Below are 17,881 nucleotides of genomic sequence, written 5' to 3'. Positions count from 1 at the left end.
GCTGCAAAATGTTTCTGTTTCCATTTTGCAACAACCCTTTTTAATTCTATTCTGTAAAATCAGCATCATGGAGCCACATATAGCGCTCATCTTCATTACGGTCTGTTTGATGCCATGGGTTTCCTTCTAAATGACGAATCATCCAGCAGGTATACATTTGATAACCTGGTGCTACTGCCTGAGGATGTAATTCCCCTCCTGGTATTGCAGAAAAACTCTGATTCACACTTTTAAACACCTGATCTCCTACAAAGCTTGCTCCAAAACCTTCTGGCTTATCGAAGAGAAAGTAATACAACTCTGGCTGTGGGTGTCTATGCGGCAGATATCCGGACCAATTTCCTCTGTCATTCAATACTTCTCCTAAAACCATGTTTGAATAGGGCGCTATATCTAAATCAAAAATGGTGTTGACTCTTCTTTTGGCCACATTTCCAAATTTCCCTACACTGGAATATACAAAGGGTGCATCTTCCGGCACATAGAATTTCGTTTCAAATTCTTTCTCATTTTTTGTAGACTGCACTAAGATTTCAGACTCTTCTTCTGCTTCTACCGCTACCACGCTGCCTGTTGCAGCATGGACACAGTAGGGTCCTTCGTCAAATACATTTGTTCTGGACGCCTCTTCTTCTGTGCCGTTGAAGTGGTAGACAATTTTTCCGGAAAGAAGCAGGACTGCCGTCTCTTCTCCCTTCTTCTCAAAAGTTCGTATCTCGCCCTTTTTCATCTTATATACACGAACATCCATAAGCATATCCTGGTATTCGTTGGTATAGGTGCTTAAAATCATTTCACCTTTTTCATCATAACTTGGATAACCAAATACCTTCTTCATCGTGAATCTCCTTTGCCAATTAATACTTTCTTGCTTCTTCTCTTCCTTCCATAACTCCTTCACAAGCTTTTACCACACTTTCCTTTGTGGATGTGGTGGCAATACCTACATTCCACCAGGACTCATATCCATCGGTCATTGTCTTTGGAATAACTTTCAGATCAAACAGGCACGCAATGTCTTGTTTCTTTGCGTCTGCTAAGGCAATTTCAAGCTCTTCTATTGTTTTACACGTATAAGCTTTTAATCCATAGCCCTCTGCAATCTTTGCATAATCAACTGGGATTAAGTCTCCCGCTGGTTTTTTCCCATCTGTATAGCGGAATTCTGTTGCGATACTACCGATTCCGTGATTCATTTCCAGGTTATTGATACAGCCAAATCCACAGTTATCAAATACAAGGATATTGACCTTCTGCTTCTCCTGCATAATGGTCATAATCTCACTGTGAAGCATTTGGAAACTGGAATCTCCTACCACACAGTAAACCTCGTTCTCTGGCTCTGCAAACTTCACGCCTAAGGTTGCCGGTACTTCATACCCCATACAAGAATATCCGTATTCCGCATGGTATCCGCCTCTTTTATCTGTCGTCCACATCCTCTGCATACAGCTTGGAAGCGAGCCTCCGGCTGTTATAATCGTTGCATCTGCATCAATTCCTCTGCGGATTGCAGCCAGAGCCGCTGTCTGGGTAATTTTACCCTTTGTCAGCTTTACAAATTCTGGGATTGTTCTTGGGTCTCTTGCCTGAATAATAGGCTCGAAATCATCTCCAGTATATGCAATTGCTCCAAGACGCTCCATTTCCTCATCCCATTTTGCTTTTGCCTCTTTAATCTCCGTTGTATAAGAAGATGTGTAACCTGCTTCTCTTAATTTCTCACTTAATGCTTCAACCGTGGCTTTCGCATCACCTACTGCTTTTATCCCATCCATCTTATATGCATGGAATCGGCTGCAGTTGATGGTTACAAATTTTACATCTTCATTCTGGAAAAGATGTTTTGAGCTTGTAGTAAAGTCACTTAAGCGGCTTCCAATTGCGATAATTAAATCTGCCTCTTTCGCAATGATATTTGAAGCGTAGGTTCCGGTAACTCCGATACCGCCTAAGCAGTAAGGATGGCTGGAAATACAAGCACTCTTTCCACCTTGGCTCTCGCCAAAGGGTATCTTGAATTCTTCACAAAATTTTTCTACTGTTTCTCCTGCTTCTGAATAACGCACACCACCGCCTACAATAACGATTGGTTTCTTTGCTTCTTTAATTGCTTCCACTACATCCTTAAGCTCTTCTTCCACTGCTACAGGTCTGGTGATTCTATGAACTCGTTTTTGAAAGAAGTATTCTGGATAATCAAAGGATTCCCCTTCTACATCTTGGCATAAGCCGATTGCACACGCTCCTGTTTCACTGGAGTCTGTCAGCACTCTCATTGCATTAATCAACGCAGTCATGATCATCTCTGGTCTGGTAATACGATCCCAATATTTACATACTGGTTTAAAAGCATCATTCGTTGTTGTCGCAAGACTATTGCTTTGCTCTAATTGCTGCAGCACTGGATCTGGTTGTCTGGAGGCAAAAGTATCTGCTGGAAATACTAATAACGGAATGTTATTTACCGTAGCCGTTGCGCAGGCGGTTACCATATTTGCTGCACCTGGTCCAACAGATGATGCACAAGGAATAATCTTTTTCCGATTGTTCTGTTTTGCAAATGCAATTGCTGTATGACACATTCCCTGCTCATTTCTTCCCTGCATTACACGAAGCTGTCCAGGGTCAGAATCTAGTGCTTCTCCAAGTCCAACAGCTATACCGTGTCCAAAGATTGTGAAAAATCCTTCTACGAATTTCGTCTCCACTCCATCCATAGAAACGTATTGATTATCTAAAAACTTAACAATGGCCTGAGCCGTCGTCATTCTGATTGTCTTCTCCATTCTAAATCTCCTTCTATACACGTGCGATCATTTCGCCGTACAACTCTTTTTCCTCTTTTATAAATGCGTGTACCTCCTCTGGTCCAGGAAGAGTATCGGAAGAGCTATTGCTCTTTACCATCATTGCCGCTTCAGCAGAACCAAATTCCAGGCAGTCGATTAATTCCCATCCCTGATACAATCCATATATGAATCCAGAGCCATAACCGTCTCCGCCTCCAAAGCCTTTTCTGGCATCCACTGGAAATGGCTTGATTGAGAATTGTTGTCCATCACAGGTATAAGCAGTAGACCCTTTCATACCATGCTTAATGACAACGATTGTAGCATTATGACCATGCCAGTATGCAGCACTTTCTTCATCCTTCATGCCTGGCTTGATTAATTTTTCTGTCAAATCAAACTCTTCTCTTGATCCCATGATAATATCCGCTTCTTTTGCAATAATTGAATAGTAAATAGATATCTCATCTGGATTTTTCCAGTTATATTCTCTGTAATCAATATCAAAAATAATTCTTGTGTTATTTTTCTTTGCCAGCATGACTGCCTTAATCGCAGCTTCTCTGGATGGGCTCTCTGCAAGAGCAGTCCCTGAAATTAGAATAGCCTTTGAATTTTTGATATAGTCTTCCTGAATATCATCTACACTTAATTGTAAATCTGCAATGCAGTTACGGTACATTAAAATGTGGCTTTCACTAGAAGAGAGCATTTCTGTAAATGTCAATCCAAGCTTTTCACCATTTACGCATCTTGTAATTTGAGATGTATCAATCCCTTCTTTATCAAAGTATTCTGTTACGTAATCCCCAAATTGATCATCCGATACTTTTCCGATAAATCCCGCTTTCATTCCATGTCTCGAAATACCCACTGCGATATTTGCCGGTGATCCTCCCACATACTTTTCAAACATATGTACATCCTTAAGAGGTTTGAAATCTTCTTTGACCTGATCATTGTAAGCAGGATTGAAATCAATTGCTACTCTTCCCAATAGTATTAAGTCAAATTCCCTGTTTTTGTCCATTTCAAAATAATTCATACCTTTACTCCTTTTCGCGTGCTTTAACGTGCTTTTATATGTGCTTTATTATATCATGCACTCAACTAGCGTGCAAGCACTTTTCGATAAAATTAAGATTTATTTCTGGGTATCTTGTGATAAACTTAGAACAGAATATGAAATCAAGGAGGAGACCAATGAATAAAATAGGATTTATCGGTGTGGGTATTATGGGAAAATCTATGGTGCGTAATTTAATGAAGGCGGGTTACGAACTGCATATTTACGCCAGAACAAAGGAAAAGGTGAAAGATGTCATCGAGGAAGGAGCCCTCTTCTTTCCATCCATCGGAGACTGTGTAAAAGAATGTGATGCCGTGATTACCATCGTAGGATATCCAGAAGATGTAGAAGAGGTTTACTTAACTGAAGGTGGGATTTTCGATTCTGGAAAAGAGGGTGCATATCTCATTGATATGACTACAACAAGCCCTACTTTGTCCGAAAAATTATATGGGATTGGAAAAGAAAAGGGGTATCATGTGTTAGATGCTCCTGTAACCGGCGGAGATATTGGGGCAAAAGATGCCACCCTTTCAATTTTGGTCGGTGGGGATGAGGAAGATTTTAACGCTTCCATGCCGCTCTTTCAGTCCATGGGGAAAAACATCAACTATCAAGGCTTAGCAGGCTGTGGGCAACATGCCAAACTAGCGAATCAGATTATGATTGCTGGTACCATTTCCGGTATCTGCGAGGCATTTGCCTATGGAAAAACAAAGGGGCTAAATTTACAAACTCTATTTGATTCCGTATCTACCGGAGCTGCCGGCAGCATGCAGTTGGATACGAATGGCGCGAAAATGCTTATAAAAGACTACGCTCCCGGTTTTTTTATCAAACACTTTATTAAGGATATGGCTCTGGCCGAAAAAGAAGCCACAAACAGCTCTCTCTCCTTAGAAATACTGTCCCGCACCCTTGCTCATTATAAAGAATTAGAAAAAAATGGCCTGGGCGATCTTGGCACCCAGGCATTAATGAAATTCTACGAATAAATTATACATTATACTTTGTTTTGATAATGATATCTGTGTACAAAAATTCTTTCAGTGGTTTTTGGCTGACCTGAATCATATTGGCCAAAATCATCAAGGATCGGTACCCTTGTGTGTACCCATTTTGATCAATTACAAAATCTGTCACATCCTTTTTTAAGGCTCCAATGTTTTCTTTTGTCAAGTCATAGACAATTACATTGGGCCTTTTTTCCATCTTCATTTTAGAAAATGCTTTTGTCACACCTGACTGACCACCTGAAAACACCACAATTCCCTTTAACTCCGGAAAAGTCGAAAGAGCTGAAATAATAATGCTTTCTACTTCCTTTTCATCATCAAAACTACTTTGCACACCTATCAGATTCATGTCTGGATAGTTTTCCTTAATCTCCTGGATAAACCCATCCACCCGCATACTATTTACACTGTTTCCAAAATATCCGGTTATGGCAAGAATTTTCCCTTCTTTGCCTGTTAGCATCCCCATAAGTCCTGCTGCCGTTCTTCCACTTTTTTGGTTATCCAAGCCGATAAAACAGCTTCGTTTTGTTCCCACTATATCGGAATTAAATGTAACGACTTTTATCCCCTTATCAATCAACTCATTGAGCTTACCACGAATCTTATCACTCTCTACAGGCATAATGGCCAGTCCAGTAATGCCACGATTTTCCAACCTGCTAATTGCCCCTAGCTGTTCTTCTTCATCTACGCTTTCACACTCTTCTAAATAAATCTCAATTTCTCTGTTATTTAGTTCTTTTCGTGCGTCTTCAATTCCCTTATACACCTGGACCATAAAAGAGGCTTTTGCCAGTTGTGTTACAACGCCAAGTTTAGCACTTGAGGAACCAGCTGCTTGTTTCTTTTTCCGTGGAATATAACCCAGCTCATCTGCAATTTTCTTAATCCGCTCCGCAACCTCCGGCTTGATTCTACCTCTGTCATTTAAGGCCCGATCCACTGTACCTCTGGATACACCCGCAAGCTCTGCGATTTCTTTTATTGTTCCTGCCATAATCTTTCTCCTTTGTCTTCTACACAATCATATCATACGCTTTAAAAGCACGCAAGACTTTGCGTGCTTTTCGGTTGTGAGAACATTATGCCAAAAACGGTTCATTAAATACTTTGATATGTTTTTTTACATTCTCATAAGTACCTGCCACCATTGCTTCATTCAAACCAAAATAATTAATCTTGTCATGACCTACTATATATTCCTTTGCCTTTGCCGTCAGGCAATTGAAGCTTGCTGTCGCAATATTCACTTTTCGAATACCAAGAGAGATACCTCTTTGAAAATCACGGTCTGTTATGCCGCTTCCTCCATGTAGAACCAAAGGAATATTCACTTTCTCTTTAATCTTTTCCAACACACCAAATTCCAAGGTAGGTGCAACAGGATAGTTCCCATGTGCATTTCCAATGGCTACTGCCAAGGCATCAATTCCTGTCTCTTGGCAAAAAGTCTTTGCCTCCTCTGGATCCGTGCACAAAATCCCGTGGTCGCTGCTGCCGTCCTCACTGCCTCCAACAAGGCCCAGCTCTGCCTCAACGGTTGCCCCTGTCTTTCCAGCCATTGCAACTACTTCCTTCGTCATTTCAATATTTTTTCCGAAGCTCTCTTGAGAAGCATCCAACATAACAGAGGTAAATCCGTAGCCCAATGCTTCCTGTACTGTTCCAATCGTAAGTCCGTGATCCAAATGTACCGCTACGTCTACATTTGCTTTTTTTGCTGCCATTACCATCATAGGCCCCATCAGATACAATGGAGAATGTTTTAAACGCACTTCTGCAATCTGGAGAATAATCGGAGTGTTTTCCTCTTCCGCCGCTTTGACCGCACCTAGAATCATCTCCATATTCCCTACACTAAAGGCTCCTACTCCAATGTTCTTTTTCTCTGCATTCTTAAGCAGATCCTTCATTTTAACCAACGCCATCTTCGTACCTCTTTCTTGTTATATATTGATTATTTCATGAGTATATTTTGATTATATTATCATCTTCTTGCCAACTTGTCAATATTATATTATAATGTAGCAAAAGGAGGTAATCATGAGAGCCGAGAGAATTGATTTAATTGAAGATTATATTATAAATAAAAAGAATGTCTCTTTAGAGGAACTTTGTGACCAATTCAACGTTTCTTTAAACACAATCCGAAGAGATGTTAACACCCTTACTAAGAGGGGCTCTGTAAAAAAAGTTTATGGAGGGGTCACAGCAACAAGCAGTAGTTCGAATTTCATGACTCTTACACCCTTTTCAAAACGAAGTGAGTTATTTCAAAAGGAAAAAAACAATATTTGCAAGCTTGCTGCATCCTTTGTAAATGACAATGACATCATATATATTGACACCGGAACTACCAGCCAAAATCTAATTGATTATATTGGAGACCGCCATTGTATCGTTGTAACAAACAGCCTTCAGGTCGCTATAAAAGGCGTCCAGTATCCTAATCTAGAAATTTTTTCTTTACCGGGAAAGCTAAAGCGGGACACGCTCTCCTATGTTGGAAATGATGCCGGACACTATCTCCAAAAATACAACATAAGCAAAGCCTTTATGTGCAGTACCGGGGTTTCCATTAAAAATGGGCTCACAAATGCTACCACCGAAGAGTATTTGGTAAAACAGGCAGTTATGGAAAATACAGAGGAGCATTTTCTTCTGGCAGATCATTCCAAGTTTGGAAAATTTACTTTAATGACTTTTGCGAACTTAGATGACATTCAGCACATCATTACAGACGACGTGCCAACAGAAGAATACTTAACTTACTTTAAAGAACATAATATTACATTAGATACTACTAATTAGCAAAAAATGCGCCTGGCTGGGCGCATTTTTTGTATATTTAATTACTTAGATGGTTCCATCCCATGTGGATGTTTCTTCTTTTTTACCCTCTTCTTCATCAAACCAGTGGCTTGTTACAACCTTCGTCTCTGTATAGAAGCGGTAGCCGTCTTTTCCAAGACAGTGTAAATCACCAAAGAACGAGTTTTTATGTCCTGAGAATGGGAACATTCCAACTGGAACAGGAATTCCTACGTTGATACCAACCATTCCGCCGTCTGTGTGTCTTGCAAATTCTCTTGAATAGTATCCGCTTTGTGTATAGATTACGGAACCGTTTGCAAATTCATTTGCATTCATGATCTTCAATCCTTCTTCAAAGCTTTTTACTCTCTTGATACAAAGAACTGGACCAAATACTTCTTTTTGTCCTACGCTCATATCTTCTGTTACATGATCTAAAATTGTAGGTCCAATGTAGAATCCATTTTCGTATCCCTCTACTACAGGATCTCTTCCATCCAGAACAACTGTTGCACCTTCATCGATTCCTTTTTGAATCCAATCCTGCACGAATTTCTTGTGTCCTGCATTGATTACAGGTCCAAGTCCTGAGTCTTTTTCATATGCTGGTCCTAATTTAATTCTGGACGCAATTTCTTTAATTTTCGCTACTAACTGATCTGCAATACCTTCTTGTACAACTACGACAGGTAATGCCATACATCTTTGTCCGCCACAGCCAAATGCTGAGTTGATAATTCCTGCTGCCGTTCTTTCAATTGGTGCATCATCTAATACAAGTGCATGGTTCTTTGCTTCACAAAGAGCCTGTACTCTTTTTCCATTGCTTGCTCCCACTGTATAGATGTGTTTTCCTACAGAGGTAGATCCTACAAAGGAAATTCCTTTTACATCTGGGTGATTCAAGAAAATTTCTGCTTCTGTTCTGGAACACGTAACAACATTTAACACACCATCTGGAAGGCCTGCTTCCTTGTATAATTCTGCAAAGCGAAGTGCACTTTGAGGTACAAAAGTTGCTGCTTTGATTACAATTGTGTTTCCACATGCAATACACATAGGCGCCATCCATCCCATTGGAATCATAGCCGGGAAGTTATAAGGAACAATTCCTGCAAATACTCCAACTGGTTCGTTATAAAGAACGGTATCGTATCCTCTGGATGCATCCAGCATGCTGTCCCCCATCATTAAAGAAGGTGCAGCGATTGCTTGCTCTGTTCCTTCTTTCGCTTTTAAAACGTCACCTTGTGCTTCTGCCCAGGTTTTCCCATTTTCTCTTGCCAAGAGTTCTGTTAATTCATCCATATGCTCTACGATTAAATCTCTCAGTTTATATAAAATCTGAACTCTTTTAATAACCGGAGTGGATGACCAGGGTCCAAACGCTTCTTTTGCTTTATTTACTGCAAGTTCAACCTCATCCACTGTACAACACGGTACTTTTGCAATCACTTCGCCAGTGCTTGGATTAAACGCATCTGTGTATTTATCTGTCTTTGATTCTACAAATTCGCCATTTATAAAAGGCATTAATCTCTTTGTTTCGCTCATTTTCTTCCTCTCTTTCTCTGTCTATTTGTTATATTTTAGACATGTTTTGGTTAACTGTTGGTGTTATTATAATACCTTTTTCAAAATATTGCAATAGTAAAAAGAAAGAAACCCAATTACTTTCGTAATTGAGTTTCTTTTTCTCTTTACTATAAATATCTGTTTAGCACCCGGAATACCTCATCTACATTAATGGGTTTTGCCAGATGATCATCCATACCAGAAGCTTTACAACGTTCTATATCTTCTTTGAATGCATGAGCCGTCATAGCAACAATTGGTATTCTTTCATACTCCTGATGGCTTAACTCCCGAATTGCTCTGGTTGCAGACAATCCATCCATTATAGGCATTTGCACATCCATTAGTATCAAATCAATCTTCTCATTGTATTCTTTAAATTGATCCAGTGCCACTTTTCCATTTTCTGCAAAAATAAGATTGACGTGGGTTTTCTTTAAAATTGCATCTACAATCTCCCGGTTAATTGCTACATCCTCTGCCAGAAGAATTGTTTTATTCGACCAATCCGGCACTTCTTTCGTTTTTTCCGTCATAGGCTTTACAATGTTTTTCTGTGTCAGCTCTAAAATATTGTTATATAAAACACTTGGCAGAATTGGCTTCGTAAGGAAGTTGGAAACTCCTAAGTCCTTCATATCTTCTTCCACATCACTTCGCTCTGAGACAGACATCATAACACAAGATGTTTTTTTATCTACTAAGCTTCTGATTTCCTTGATTGTATCTACACCATTTAATCCCGGCATTTTAAAATCAACAAAGATTACATCGTAAGGCTTATTACTTTCCAGGCTTTTTTTCACTAGCTCAATAGCAGTCTCTCCATTTAATGCTACATTTGTATGAATTGAGAAACCATGAAGTATATTGTAGAAGTATTCCAACACATCTTCTTTATCATCCACTACTAATACTCTCACTTTTGAAGGCAGCTCCATATCGAAGTTTGTATCTTCAATTGCTCCGTTCCAATCTACATCAATCTCAAATATAAATTTCGATCCAACTCCTACCTCACTCTCAATCCAAATTTCTCCACCCATTAGCTTTATAATACTTTGGCTAATGGAAAGCCCAAGGCCAGAACCGCCATATTGTCTTGTAATACTGCCATCTGCCTGCTCAAAAGAATCAAATAGCGTTTCGATCTTTTCCTTTTCAATTCCGATACCAGTATCAATTACTTCGATATGAAGGCGGGACTTATCTGCATTGAGTTCCGTCTCTTTTATTTTAAGGGTAACCTGACCATGTTCCGGTGTGAATTTAATTGCATTGCTGAGAAGGTTCAAAAGCACCTGGGAAAGCCGAAGCTCATCGCTTATCATCTGGCGCTTAAATGGCCGTTCGATTGCAACGTGGAATTCCTGATTTTTTTCATCAATTTTCACTTGCATCATTCCAGCCACATATTGAATCATTTTCTCGAAGTCAAAAGCATCTCTCATGATTTCCAATTTATTCGCTTCAATTTTGGACATATCTAAAACGTCATTTATAAGCTCCAGAAGTTGTTTTGAAGACGTATCAACCTTTTCCAGACAATACCGTACTCTCTCCGGTTCATCTGTCTCCATTGCTATTGTTGTCATTCCAATTATAGCATTCATAGGGGTACGTATTTCGTGGCTCATTCGAGACAAAAATTCGCCTTTTGCCTTTGTACTTGCCATCGCCTTCTCTCGCGCCTCATTCAGTTTTCCAAACGTCTCATTTCTTGATACAGAGGATGCAATCACGAGAGTTCCAGAGCACATAATTTCAATTTCATCTTCTGTAAAAACACGTTCTCTGTTGACATCACCAAAAGCTACTGCTCCCCAGAATTCACCATGTAAAAAGAGGGGAATCACAATATGAGATTTGATTTCATTATTTACATAAGGCTCAAAGCCTTTACTCAATTCCTTTGTCAAACTGATTATATCTTTATCGTATTCAAACTGGTCTTCTTGATTTGGAATAATGTCCCGATAAGATAAGACTGTTTCATCCGCCTCAACCATTGGCGAAATCTGTCCCCACCATTGGGCTCTGTTAAAGCAGCATAGCTCTCCTTCAATTTCAACATTTCTCCAAAGTCTCACTCGCTGAGCCTGGATACTTTCTCCTAAAATCTGTAAGGATTGCTGCAAGACCACTTCATAATCTTGATGGAATCCACCAATAATCATTGTCGCTGCATGATTGGCCGCACGAAGCATGCGGTTTTGTTCTTCCAGTTCACTGTGGGTTGCAGATTTTGATAGTTTTCGATTTTCTCTTTCCATCATTCGAGCTTTTTCTTCTGCCCATTTTAATATTGAGAGATCTGTCGCAATTCCCACAATACGAACCACTCCACCCTTTTCATCTGTTTCTGCCACGTAACAATGTTCAAAGATTGAAACCATGCTTCCATCTTTTCTTCGCATTCTATATTCCAGACTGTATTCCTCTGCTTCTCTTGACATCAGCTTGCCCATAGCCGCCATCACTCTTGGTCTATCATCCTCACACACCAAGAGAAGCTTCGTATCTTTTGAGTGTGGAAGCTCCCCTGGTTCATACCCTGCTAAAAGGGTAAGTGGTCTGTTTAATTGTATTTCTCCTGTTTGGACATTTAAGTTCAATAGCCCTATATTCGCCTTATCGCATAAACGTTCCATCTCTTCTACTGATAGATTTGCTCTTGTTTTCATATATACCTTCCCTACTTACATCACTTTATATCTTTTACCAATATTGTACATTGTACAGCTTTTAACCAAAAATTACTAGCTTAAGTCTTACAATTCATCTGCATTTAAAATAATAAATCCCGGAAAACACGCTTGTCTTCCAGGATATGTTATGAATTCAAATTTACCGAAAATTTCCAACACCTTATCTTGCACTTTTTAAGGTTAATAATTCTGCATTATAATTAATCTGTGCCGAACTAAACACATATTCTCTTCGATTATCATAAACAATTCCATCATCCACCCATTTATCCACCACATCCACAATTCTCTTTTCTGGTACATCAATATTAGCTTTTCTTAACTCTTCTGAAACAAATTCGATTGTAAATCTTCCTCTCGATTTAGAAGAAACCAAACTATATATGATATAATCAATTGTATTATCTCTTTTCATTCTTAATGGTACTCTACACATATCTTTTCTCCTCTTTCATCATATCGTCAATCGACTCATTCATAACTTGCATCCATTCATCCATAAAAAATGTACCAATACTCTCACCTACATGTTTTAAATAGCCGTCAACGTCAATCATCTTTCTCGCATCTTCTGCCTTAAGTATATAAATGAAAAATTGTGGAAATGTATCATAACTTAATTCAAGTATCTGAACAATAGGACTTATATCAATGATATTCTGCACACTTTTACTACGTGCACTGTATAAGTAAATCGGATCTTTCACTCCAATATCATACTTTTTCATAACACAAACTACATCGACTACTTCGTTCGACTTGAAAAATTCTTCTTTTGACCGAAGGATTAGCTCTTTTAGAATATCACTTAACGCCTTCGATGTAAACAACCTACTGCTCGAATTAAACATTCTTCGCAATTTCGCAAAAATCAATTTTTGGTTTATATCTTTATTCATAATGGAATTTGCTTGTACTACTATTTCCTGAATATCTGCTAAAAATTGATGAATGTCTACAAAATCATCCTCACTATTTATTTCTGTATTCTCCAGCTCTTCCTTATAGTAACATGTGCTGCATTTCCGTAACTCATCTATCTTCTCATCCAGTTTTTTAGTATTATCACTTACTACCTTTGCAATTGCTTTATCAACAATTTGAAAATCTTCAAATCGTTTAATTGCCGAAAAATAATATTTCTGATTTGTCAGCAACTCGGATAGCTGTTTGTGTAAAATCACATTCTTCGGATCATCCAAAAATTCTTCAAAATAATGCTTTTTCAAGACCGTAATAAGCCAAGAATCATCCCACTGTGATATTGCATGTATGCTATCCAGAGAAGCTTCTCGTTTAAAGGCCTTCCATAATCCTGAAATATCAGATGGTAAGAGCTCACTCATTGCATTATTTTCTCCACTTGACTCCATATGATAAATTGCCAATTTTTCAATAACACTTTGCATCAGATAATCCGTTTTTACCACTCTGTGATGAAATATAATATTCTTGTATATATCCCATCTTCTCATTAAATAATCCTCAACAGTGTTTAACGCTTTAATGTTTGGACAAAATACAAATTCACGCCTTTCTTGCAAAGGCATTTCGATCAATGTCATATTGCTAAACAATCGGTCATATTCAATTTTCCCTTTATCAAGTCCAGAATTCAGCGCGTCTCTCGTAACATAATCCAATCGATCACCATCCAAAGAACCATCTACTATCCTATGTAATTGGTCAAACGGTGGTTTATTTTCAAAGATAGCACAAACCGTCTCTTTAATTAGAACTTCGTATATTTGCATTTCATATTTTTCACAATCTTTAGCGTCTTCGGCTTTTAAATCTTCAATAACACTGTCTAGAATAAGATTAACAATATGATCCCCCATTAACTCATGTAGCTTCTTATTTGTTCCCTCCTTCTTCGCAGCATCAAGGATTTGAACAAATTCGCGCGGTCTCTCTTTCCCACCTTCATCCGTAGTTTTATAATTATCATATATGCTTTCCAATGCAAACTCTGATATATGACTAAAAGGAGGATGACCTATGTCATGCAATAACGCCACAACACGTATTGCTTGCATCAAAATCACATAAACCGCCGAATTGTCTTTCATTTTCTGCGGAATATTGAATATCTTATCTACATACTCAATTTTATTCGGTATAACATCTATTGGTATTTTCCTTAAGCGTCCACCAAACTTATGTTCATACTTTGCCTGTTTTGTTTCTTTCATATTCTTTAACAACTCTAATAAACTCTTTTTAAATACATCCAGAAAAGTATTAATAGTCTCTGTATCCGCATTTTTAAAAGAATTGTAAAAAATATCACTACACAACTTCATTGTTCCTACACTATGTTCAAATCTCTTTGTCCTATTGCACGGAAAAGTCAAATAAACCGTAGAATTTTGATATACATCATGCATCCGATTAAATATCACATGAGAAATAACCTTTTTTTCGAAATAGGTTATTTCAATCGTTCCATGTATTGTATCCGCAATTGTTGAAACCCTCTTCATTTTCACCTCATAAATATCGTTTATTTGTAAATATATTTTTATTATACACTTATTTATTTCGTTTATCAAGGCGTTTCTATTGTAAAAGTTCCAACAACTCTTCTTTCGAAAAGCTGGCTGTAGCAATCCCTTCTCCCTCAAGAACCTGATCTGCTAACTGACTCTTCTTTTCCTGAAGCTTGACAATTTTCTCCTCAATGGTGTCTTTTGCCACCAGCTTATAGACTGTCACCACATTTTTTTGTCCGATACGATGGGCTCTGTCTGTCGCTTGGTTTTCCACCGCTGCATTCCACCACGGATCATAGTGAATCACAATATCTGCTGCCGTTAAGTTCAACCCTGTTCCTCCTGCTTTCAAAGAAATACAAAAAACTGACGTATCGTCGTGATTGAATGAATCCACCAGTTCCATTCTTGTTTTCTTCGGTGTGGAGCCTGTCAATGTATAAAAAGAAATTTTCTCCTTTTGCAAACGTTCCTGTAGTAGTTCCAGCATAGAGGTAAACTGAGAAAACAAGAGCACCTTATGACCTCCTTCGCTGGCTTTTTTCAAAAGCTCCATACACAGGTCTGTTTTAACAGATTCCTTCTTATATTGATCGAAAATAAGCCCCGGATGACAACAAATCTGGCGCAGTCTCGTAAGCTCTGCAAGAATCTGAATTTTTGAACTTTTGAACTCCTGTTCATTTTGTTTTCCTAATGTCATCTGGAGGTTCTTCACATGTGCATCATAAAGCTTCTGTTGTTCTCCTGAAAGTCTTGCGTAGTAATTTTCTTCGATTTTATCTGGGAGATCCTTTAATACATCCCTTTTTAACCGACGTAGTATGAAGGGTGAAACCATTTTCCGAATCCGCTCCAAGGCTTCCGGTGCCTCTCCTTGAACAATCGGAAGCTCTATCTCGTCCCGAAAACGGGTGTATCCATACAAAAACCCTGGCATAGCATAATCAAATACACTCCATAATTCACTTAATCTATTTTCAATCGGCGTTCCCGTCAACGCGATTTTAAATCCCGCTTTTATTTCCTTTACCGCCTTGGCTGCCTGAGTTCCATGATTTTTAATATACTGAGATTCATCAATTATCTGATTTGCAAAAGAGATGTCTGAATAATCCTCTATATCCCGTTTCAGCAAATCATAGGACGTAATCAGCACAGCTCCTGTATGAGACTCTTGTATCATACTTTTTCTTGATTGTGCGGTTCCTGCAACCACAACAGTTGGTAAATGTGGCGCAAATTTTCCAATCTCCGCCTGCCAGTTATACACCAAGGACGCCGGAGAAACAATCAGTGTATTTGGCATTTTCCCTTCATTCTCCATAAACTCAGAGAGCAGAAAGGTAATGACCTGAAGTGTTTTTCCAAGACCCATTTCATCTGCAAGTATTCCTCCAAAACCGTTGCTCTTTAATACCTTAAGCCACATATATCCCTGTACTTGATAGTTCCTTAGAATAGTTTCCAGAGGTTTTGGCACTTCAAAATCACTGTCTTCAATTGTTTTCATATTTCGAATCAAGGTTTTAAAGGCTTTATCCTTATTGGTTTTGATTCCTTTATTATCCTTTAGCTCCTGATCCAGATAAAGTGCGCGGTATTTGGGGAGAAATATCTGTTCATCCTTTAATTGGCTTTTATTCAACGCCAATCCGTCATTAAGCTCTACCAAAGATTGCAGTCCCTCATCCTGCACATCTAAAAAAGTGCCATCTTTCAAACGATAGTATTTCTTCTTCCTGTCGTACTTTGTCAGAAGCTCTACCAACTGCTTTGTCGTCATATTTTCCGTTGCTATGTGGAGCTCCAATAAATCTCCTGACAAGGAAACCCCGACTGCAACTTTAGGTGACCTGGATACGTTGATACGTTTCAACTCATCTGATATATATACGTCACCAATTTCTCGCATTTTATCGATACCAGTCGTCAAAAGTTCATACATACGCTCCTCATCATCTTCCAGAAGAAGTACATTTTTAAATGCATCCTCCCTATTAAAGAAACGTGCTATCTTCTGCCCTGCCTGATATTCTTTTTCCAAATCTCTCTTTCCGGCATCAATAGTTTTTCCAATCAAGTCATATTTCTCTTCCTCATACACCGCTTTAATATTAGCTGAAATAACCTGAGGCTTTGGTAAATCCAGATAAATTTCAAATTCCACTGGTACAATCCCAAAATCTTCTTCATCAAAGTTAATCTTCTTAAGATTCAGACACGCCCGAATTGCAGGAAGCAGCTCCCTACAAAAAGCTGGAACATCTTTATTCTCTATAAATGCCTGCTTGCCGGGAGTAGAAAACATCGTCTCCAAAAACTCTTCTACAGGTTTGAGGTCGTTTTCATCTACACGGTGGATTGTGCTTTCTCTCAGGAACAAAAATTCACCTATCACCGCAAAAATCGACGCACTTTCCAAAAGTATTTTTATTCCTTTTTCCCCGCCAAGAATGGAAACCTCAGGACGGTATCCACCCCTTACAATCTTTGTTTCTCTACTCTCTACTCCTGAAAATATGCAGTGTATGCTTTTGTTTTCTACTATATCAAGGAACCTTATCAGCTCCATACTATTCAGACTAATTCCCCTTACGCTTGCTCCGTAGCCGCCAAATCCATAATCAATATATTCATCTGGATTTCTCCCGCACCAATCCACAATAAACTCTGCATACTTTTTTGACACATCACGAAACATATCCATTTCATGGCGCATCTCCAACCTTTTTCCATAAGAATGAAACCCTCCACTTACCATAAGTGAAGCAAACTCTCTCACATTTTTCAGAATATACATATGCTTTTGAGGCACACCAATAGTAAATTCCACTTCACAGGATCGCTGACTTAATGTAAGCTTTGGAACCAGCTCAACTCTCCCAATATCCGGGCTTAAATTCAAGCTATTGATTTTCCTTGACAATCCTTTTGACAGAAGCCTTTTCATCGAAGGCGTTGTGGATAAGCGCGGGTGCTCTCCTTGTTCTGTCAATGTCTCTTCTTCTCCAGAACCAATCGTTCCATTCTTTGAAATGTATTCCAACTCCAGGGCAACACAATGCTTACAAGGATCCGAGTAATTCCGAAAAGCCGGACATTCACAGAATTCATCGATAATTTCTTCACTTACCCAGTCATAAATAAATTCTGTGTAATAAGTTTTTCGTCCACTGCCTTGAATCTGAGCCGAAACAGTATCTGTTTCATCTTCGTAATCTTCCTCAATGCGAATATTATAAACCCCTTTATTATTGTAGATCTCACGTCCCCGCATGTAAGTCACCATGGATACTTGATCTAAAATTTCCCTTATTGTTAACATACGTTTTCCTTTCCAGTTTTTTTACTATCGGGTCTTTGACACCTTATTTGCATTCCACCCTCGTAAAAGCCTTAAGTGGCT

At 38.8% G+C, this 17,881-nt stretch carries 12 protein-coding genes; 2 read left to right on the top strand and 10 right to left on the bottom strand.

All coding sequences use genetic code 11. The annotated features are described in order from the left end of the window. Window positions 1-46: 46 nt before the first annotated feature. The 3 genes from NHH15_RS12155 to iolC are packed head-to-tail and all read right to left on the bottom strand — an operon-like array spanning window position 47 to window position 3,837. Complete coding sequence (locus tag NHH15_RS12155; RefSeq protein ID WP_262066941.1) at window positions 47-838, bottom strand: 5-deoxy-glucuronate isomerase; 792 nt, start codon at window positions 836-838, stop codon at window positions 47-49. A 19-nt stretch (window positions 839-857) separates the two neighbouring features. After that, the gene (gene iolD / locus NHH15_RS12150; protein ID WP_262066940.1) at window positions 858-2,789 is read right to left on the bottom strand and encodes a 3D-(3,5/4)-trihydroxycyclohexane-1,2-dione acylhydrolase (decyclizing); all 1,932 of its coding nucleotides are present in this window, start codon (window positions 2,787-2,789) and stop codon (window positions 858-860) included. Window positions 2,790-2,802: 13 nt separating this feature from the next. Beyond that, window positions 2,803-3,837, bottom strand: a complete 1,035-nt coding sequence (gene iolC, locus NHH15_RS12145) for a 5-dehydro-2-deoxygluconokinase (RefSeq protein ID WP_262066939.1) — start codon at window positions 3,835-3,837, stop codon at window positions 2,803-2,805. Between the two features lie 158 nt (window positions 3,838-3,995). On the opposite strand from iolC, the gene NHH15_RS12140 reads away from it, so the two are divergent. Next, the gene (locus NHH15_RS12140) at window positions 3,996-4,856 is read left to right on the top strand and encodes an NAD(P)-dependent oxidoreductase (protein WP_262066938.1); all 861 of its coding nucleotides are present in this window, start codon (window positions 3,996-3,998) and stop codon (window positions 4,854-4,856) included. A gap of 1 nt (window position 4,857) precedes the next feature. Here the strand turns inward: NHH15_RS12140 and NHH15_RS12135 are convergent, their stop codons facing one another. Both NHH15_RS12135 and NHH15_RS12130 read right to left on the bottom strand, forming a co-directional pair. Then, a complete protein-coding gene (locus NHH15_RS12135; RefSeq protein WP_262066937.1) occupies window positions 4,858-5,877 on the bottom strand; it encodes a LacI family DNA-binding transcriptional regulator in 1,020 nt (339 codons plus the stop codon). Window positions 5,878-5,962: 85 nt separating this feature from the next. Further along, entirely contained in the window at window positions 5,963-6,808 is an 846-nt protein-coding gene (locus NHH15_RS12130) for a class II fructose-bisphosphate aldolase (RefSeq protein ID WP_262066936.1), read from the bottom strand. Window positions 6,809-6,923: 115 nt separating this feature from the next. Here NHH15_RS12130 and NHH15_RS12125 point away from each other — a divergent pair, with 115 nt between their 5' ends. Next, window positions 6,924-7,691 carry a DeoR/GlpR family DNA-binding transcription regulator gene (locus tag NHH15_RS12125; protein WP_262066935.1) on the top strand — a complete coding sequence of 256 codons (768 nt, stop codon included), beginning with the start codon at window positions 6,924-6,926 and terminating at the stop codon, window positions 7,689-7,691. Window positions 7,692-7,736: 45 nt separating this feature from the next. Here NHH15_RS12125 and NHH15_RS12120 read toward each other — a convergent pair whose 3' ends face one another. The 5 genes from NHH15_RS12120 to NHH15_RS12100 all read right to left on the bottom strand — a co-directional run bounded on the left by NHH15_RS12120 (window position 7,737) and on the right by NHH15_RS12100 (window position 17,800). Next, window positions 7,737-9,248 (bottom strand): CoA-acylating methylmalonate-semialdehyde dehydrogenase, encoded by a 1,512-nt coding sequence (locus NHH15_RS12120; protein WP_262066934.1) that lies wholly within the window; start codon window positions 9,246-9,248, stop codon window positions 7,737-7,739. A gap of 149 nt (window positions 9,249-9,397) precedes the next feature. Continuing rightward, complete coding sequence (locus NHH15_RS12115) at window positions 9,398-11,953, bottom strand: response regulator (RefSeq protein WP_262066933.1); 2,556 nt, start codon at window positions 11,951-11,953, stop codon at window positions 9,398-9,400. A gap of 184 nt (window positions 11,954-12,137) precedes the next feature. Next, window positions 12,138-12,413, bottom strand: a complete 276-nt coding sequence (locus tag NHH15_RS12110; RefSeq protein ID WP_262066932.1) for a hypothetical protein — start codon at window positions 12,411-12,413, stop codon at window positions 12,138-12,140. Then, window positions 12,406-14,463 carry an HD domain-containing protein gene (locus tag NHH15_RS12105; RefSeq protein WP_262066931.1) on the bottom strand — a complete coding sequence of 686 codons (2,058 nt, stop codon included), beginning with the start codon at window positions 14,461-14,463 and terminating at the stop codon, window positions 12,406-12,408. Before NHH15_RS12105 ends, NHH15_RS12110 begins: the two co-directional genes overlap by 8 nt. Before the next feature lie 76 nt (window positions 14,464-14,539). After that, a complete protein-coding gene (locus tag NHH15_RS12100; protein WP_262066930.1) occupies window positions 14,540-17,800 on the bottom strand; it encodes a DEAD/DEAH box helicase in 3,261 nt (1,086 codons plus the stop codon). Between the last annotated feature and the right edge of the window lie 81 nt (window positions 17,801-17,881).

It is taken from the genome of Aequitasia blattaphilus (assembly GCF_024721305.1).
GTDB classification, from domain to species: Bacteria; Bacillota; Clostridia; order Lachnospirales; family Lachnospiraceae; genus Aequitasia; species Aequitasia blattaphila.
Note: the sequence above shows the minus strand (reverse complement) of the source record. Positions and strands in the feature narration are given on the sequence as shown.

Coding starts and splice junctions, on each gene's coding strand:
- NHH15_RS12155 (WP_262066941.1), bottom strand. CDS start 838: ATGAAGAAGGTATTTGGTTATCCAAGTTATGATGAAAAAGGTGAAATG.
- iolD (WP_262066940.1), bottom strand. CDS start 2,789: ATGGAGAAGACAATCAGAATGACGACGGCTCAGGCCATTGTTAAGTTT.
- iolC (WP_262066939.1), bottom strand. CDS start 3,837: ATGAATTATTTTGAAATGGACAAAAACAGGGAATTTGACTTAATACTA.
- NHH15_RS12140 (WP_262066938.1), top strand. CDS start 3,996: ATGAATAAAATAGGATTTATCGGTGTGGGTATTATGGGAAAATCTATG.
- NHH15_RS12135 (WP_262066937.1), bottom strand. CDS start 5,877: ATGGCAGGAACAATAAAAGAAATCGCAGAGCTTGCGGGTGTATCCAGA.
- NHH15_RS12130 (WP_262066936.1), bottom strand. CDS start 6,808: ATGGCGTTGGTTAAAATGAAGGATCTGCTTAAGAATGCAGAGAAAAAG.
- NHH15_RS12125 (WP_262066935.1), top strand. CDS start 6,924: ATGAGAGCCGAGAGAATTGATTTAATTGAAGATTATATTATAAATAAA.
- NHH15_RS12120 (WP_262066934.1), bottom strand. CDS start 9,248: ATGAGCGAAACAAAGAGATTAATGCCTTTTATAAATGGCGAATTTGTA.
- NHH15_RS12115 (WP_262066933.1), bottom strand. CDS start 11,953: ATGAAAACAAGAGCAAATCTATCAGTAGAAGAGATGGAACGTTTATGC.
- NHH15_RS12110 (WP_262066932.1), bottom strand. CDS start 12,413: ATGTGTAGAGTACCATTAAGAATGAAAAGAGATAATACAATTGATTAT.
- NHH15_RS12105 (WP_262066931.1), bottom strand. CDS start 14,463: ATGAAGAGGGTTTCAACAATTGCGGATACAATACATGGAACGATTGAA.
- NHH15_RS12100 (WP_262066930.1), bottom strand. CDS start 17,800: ATGTTAACAATAAGGGAAATTTTAGATCAAGTATCCATGGTGACTTAC.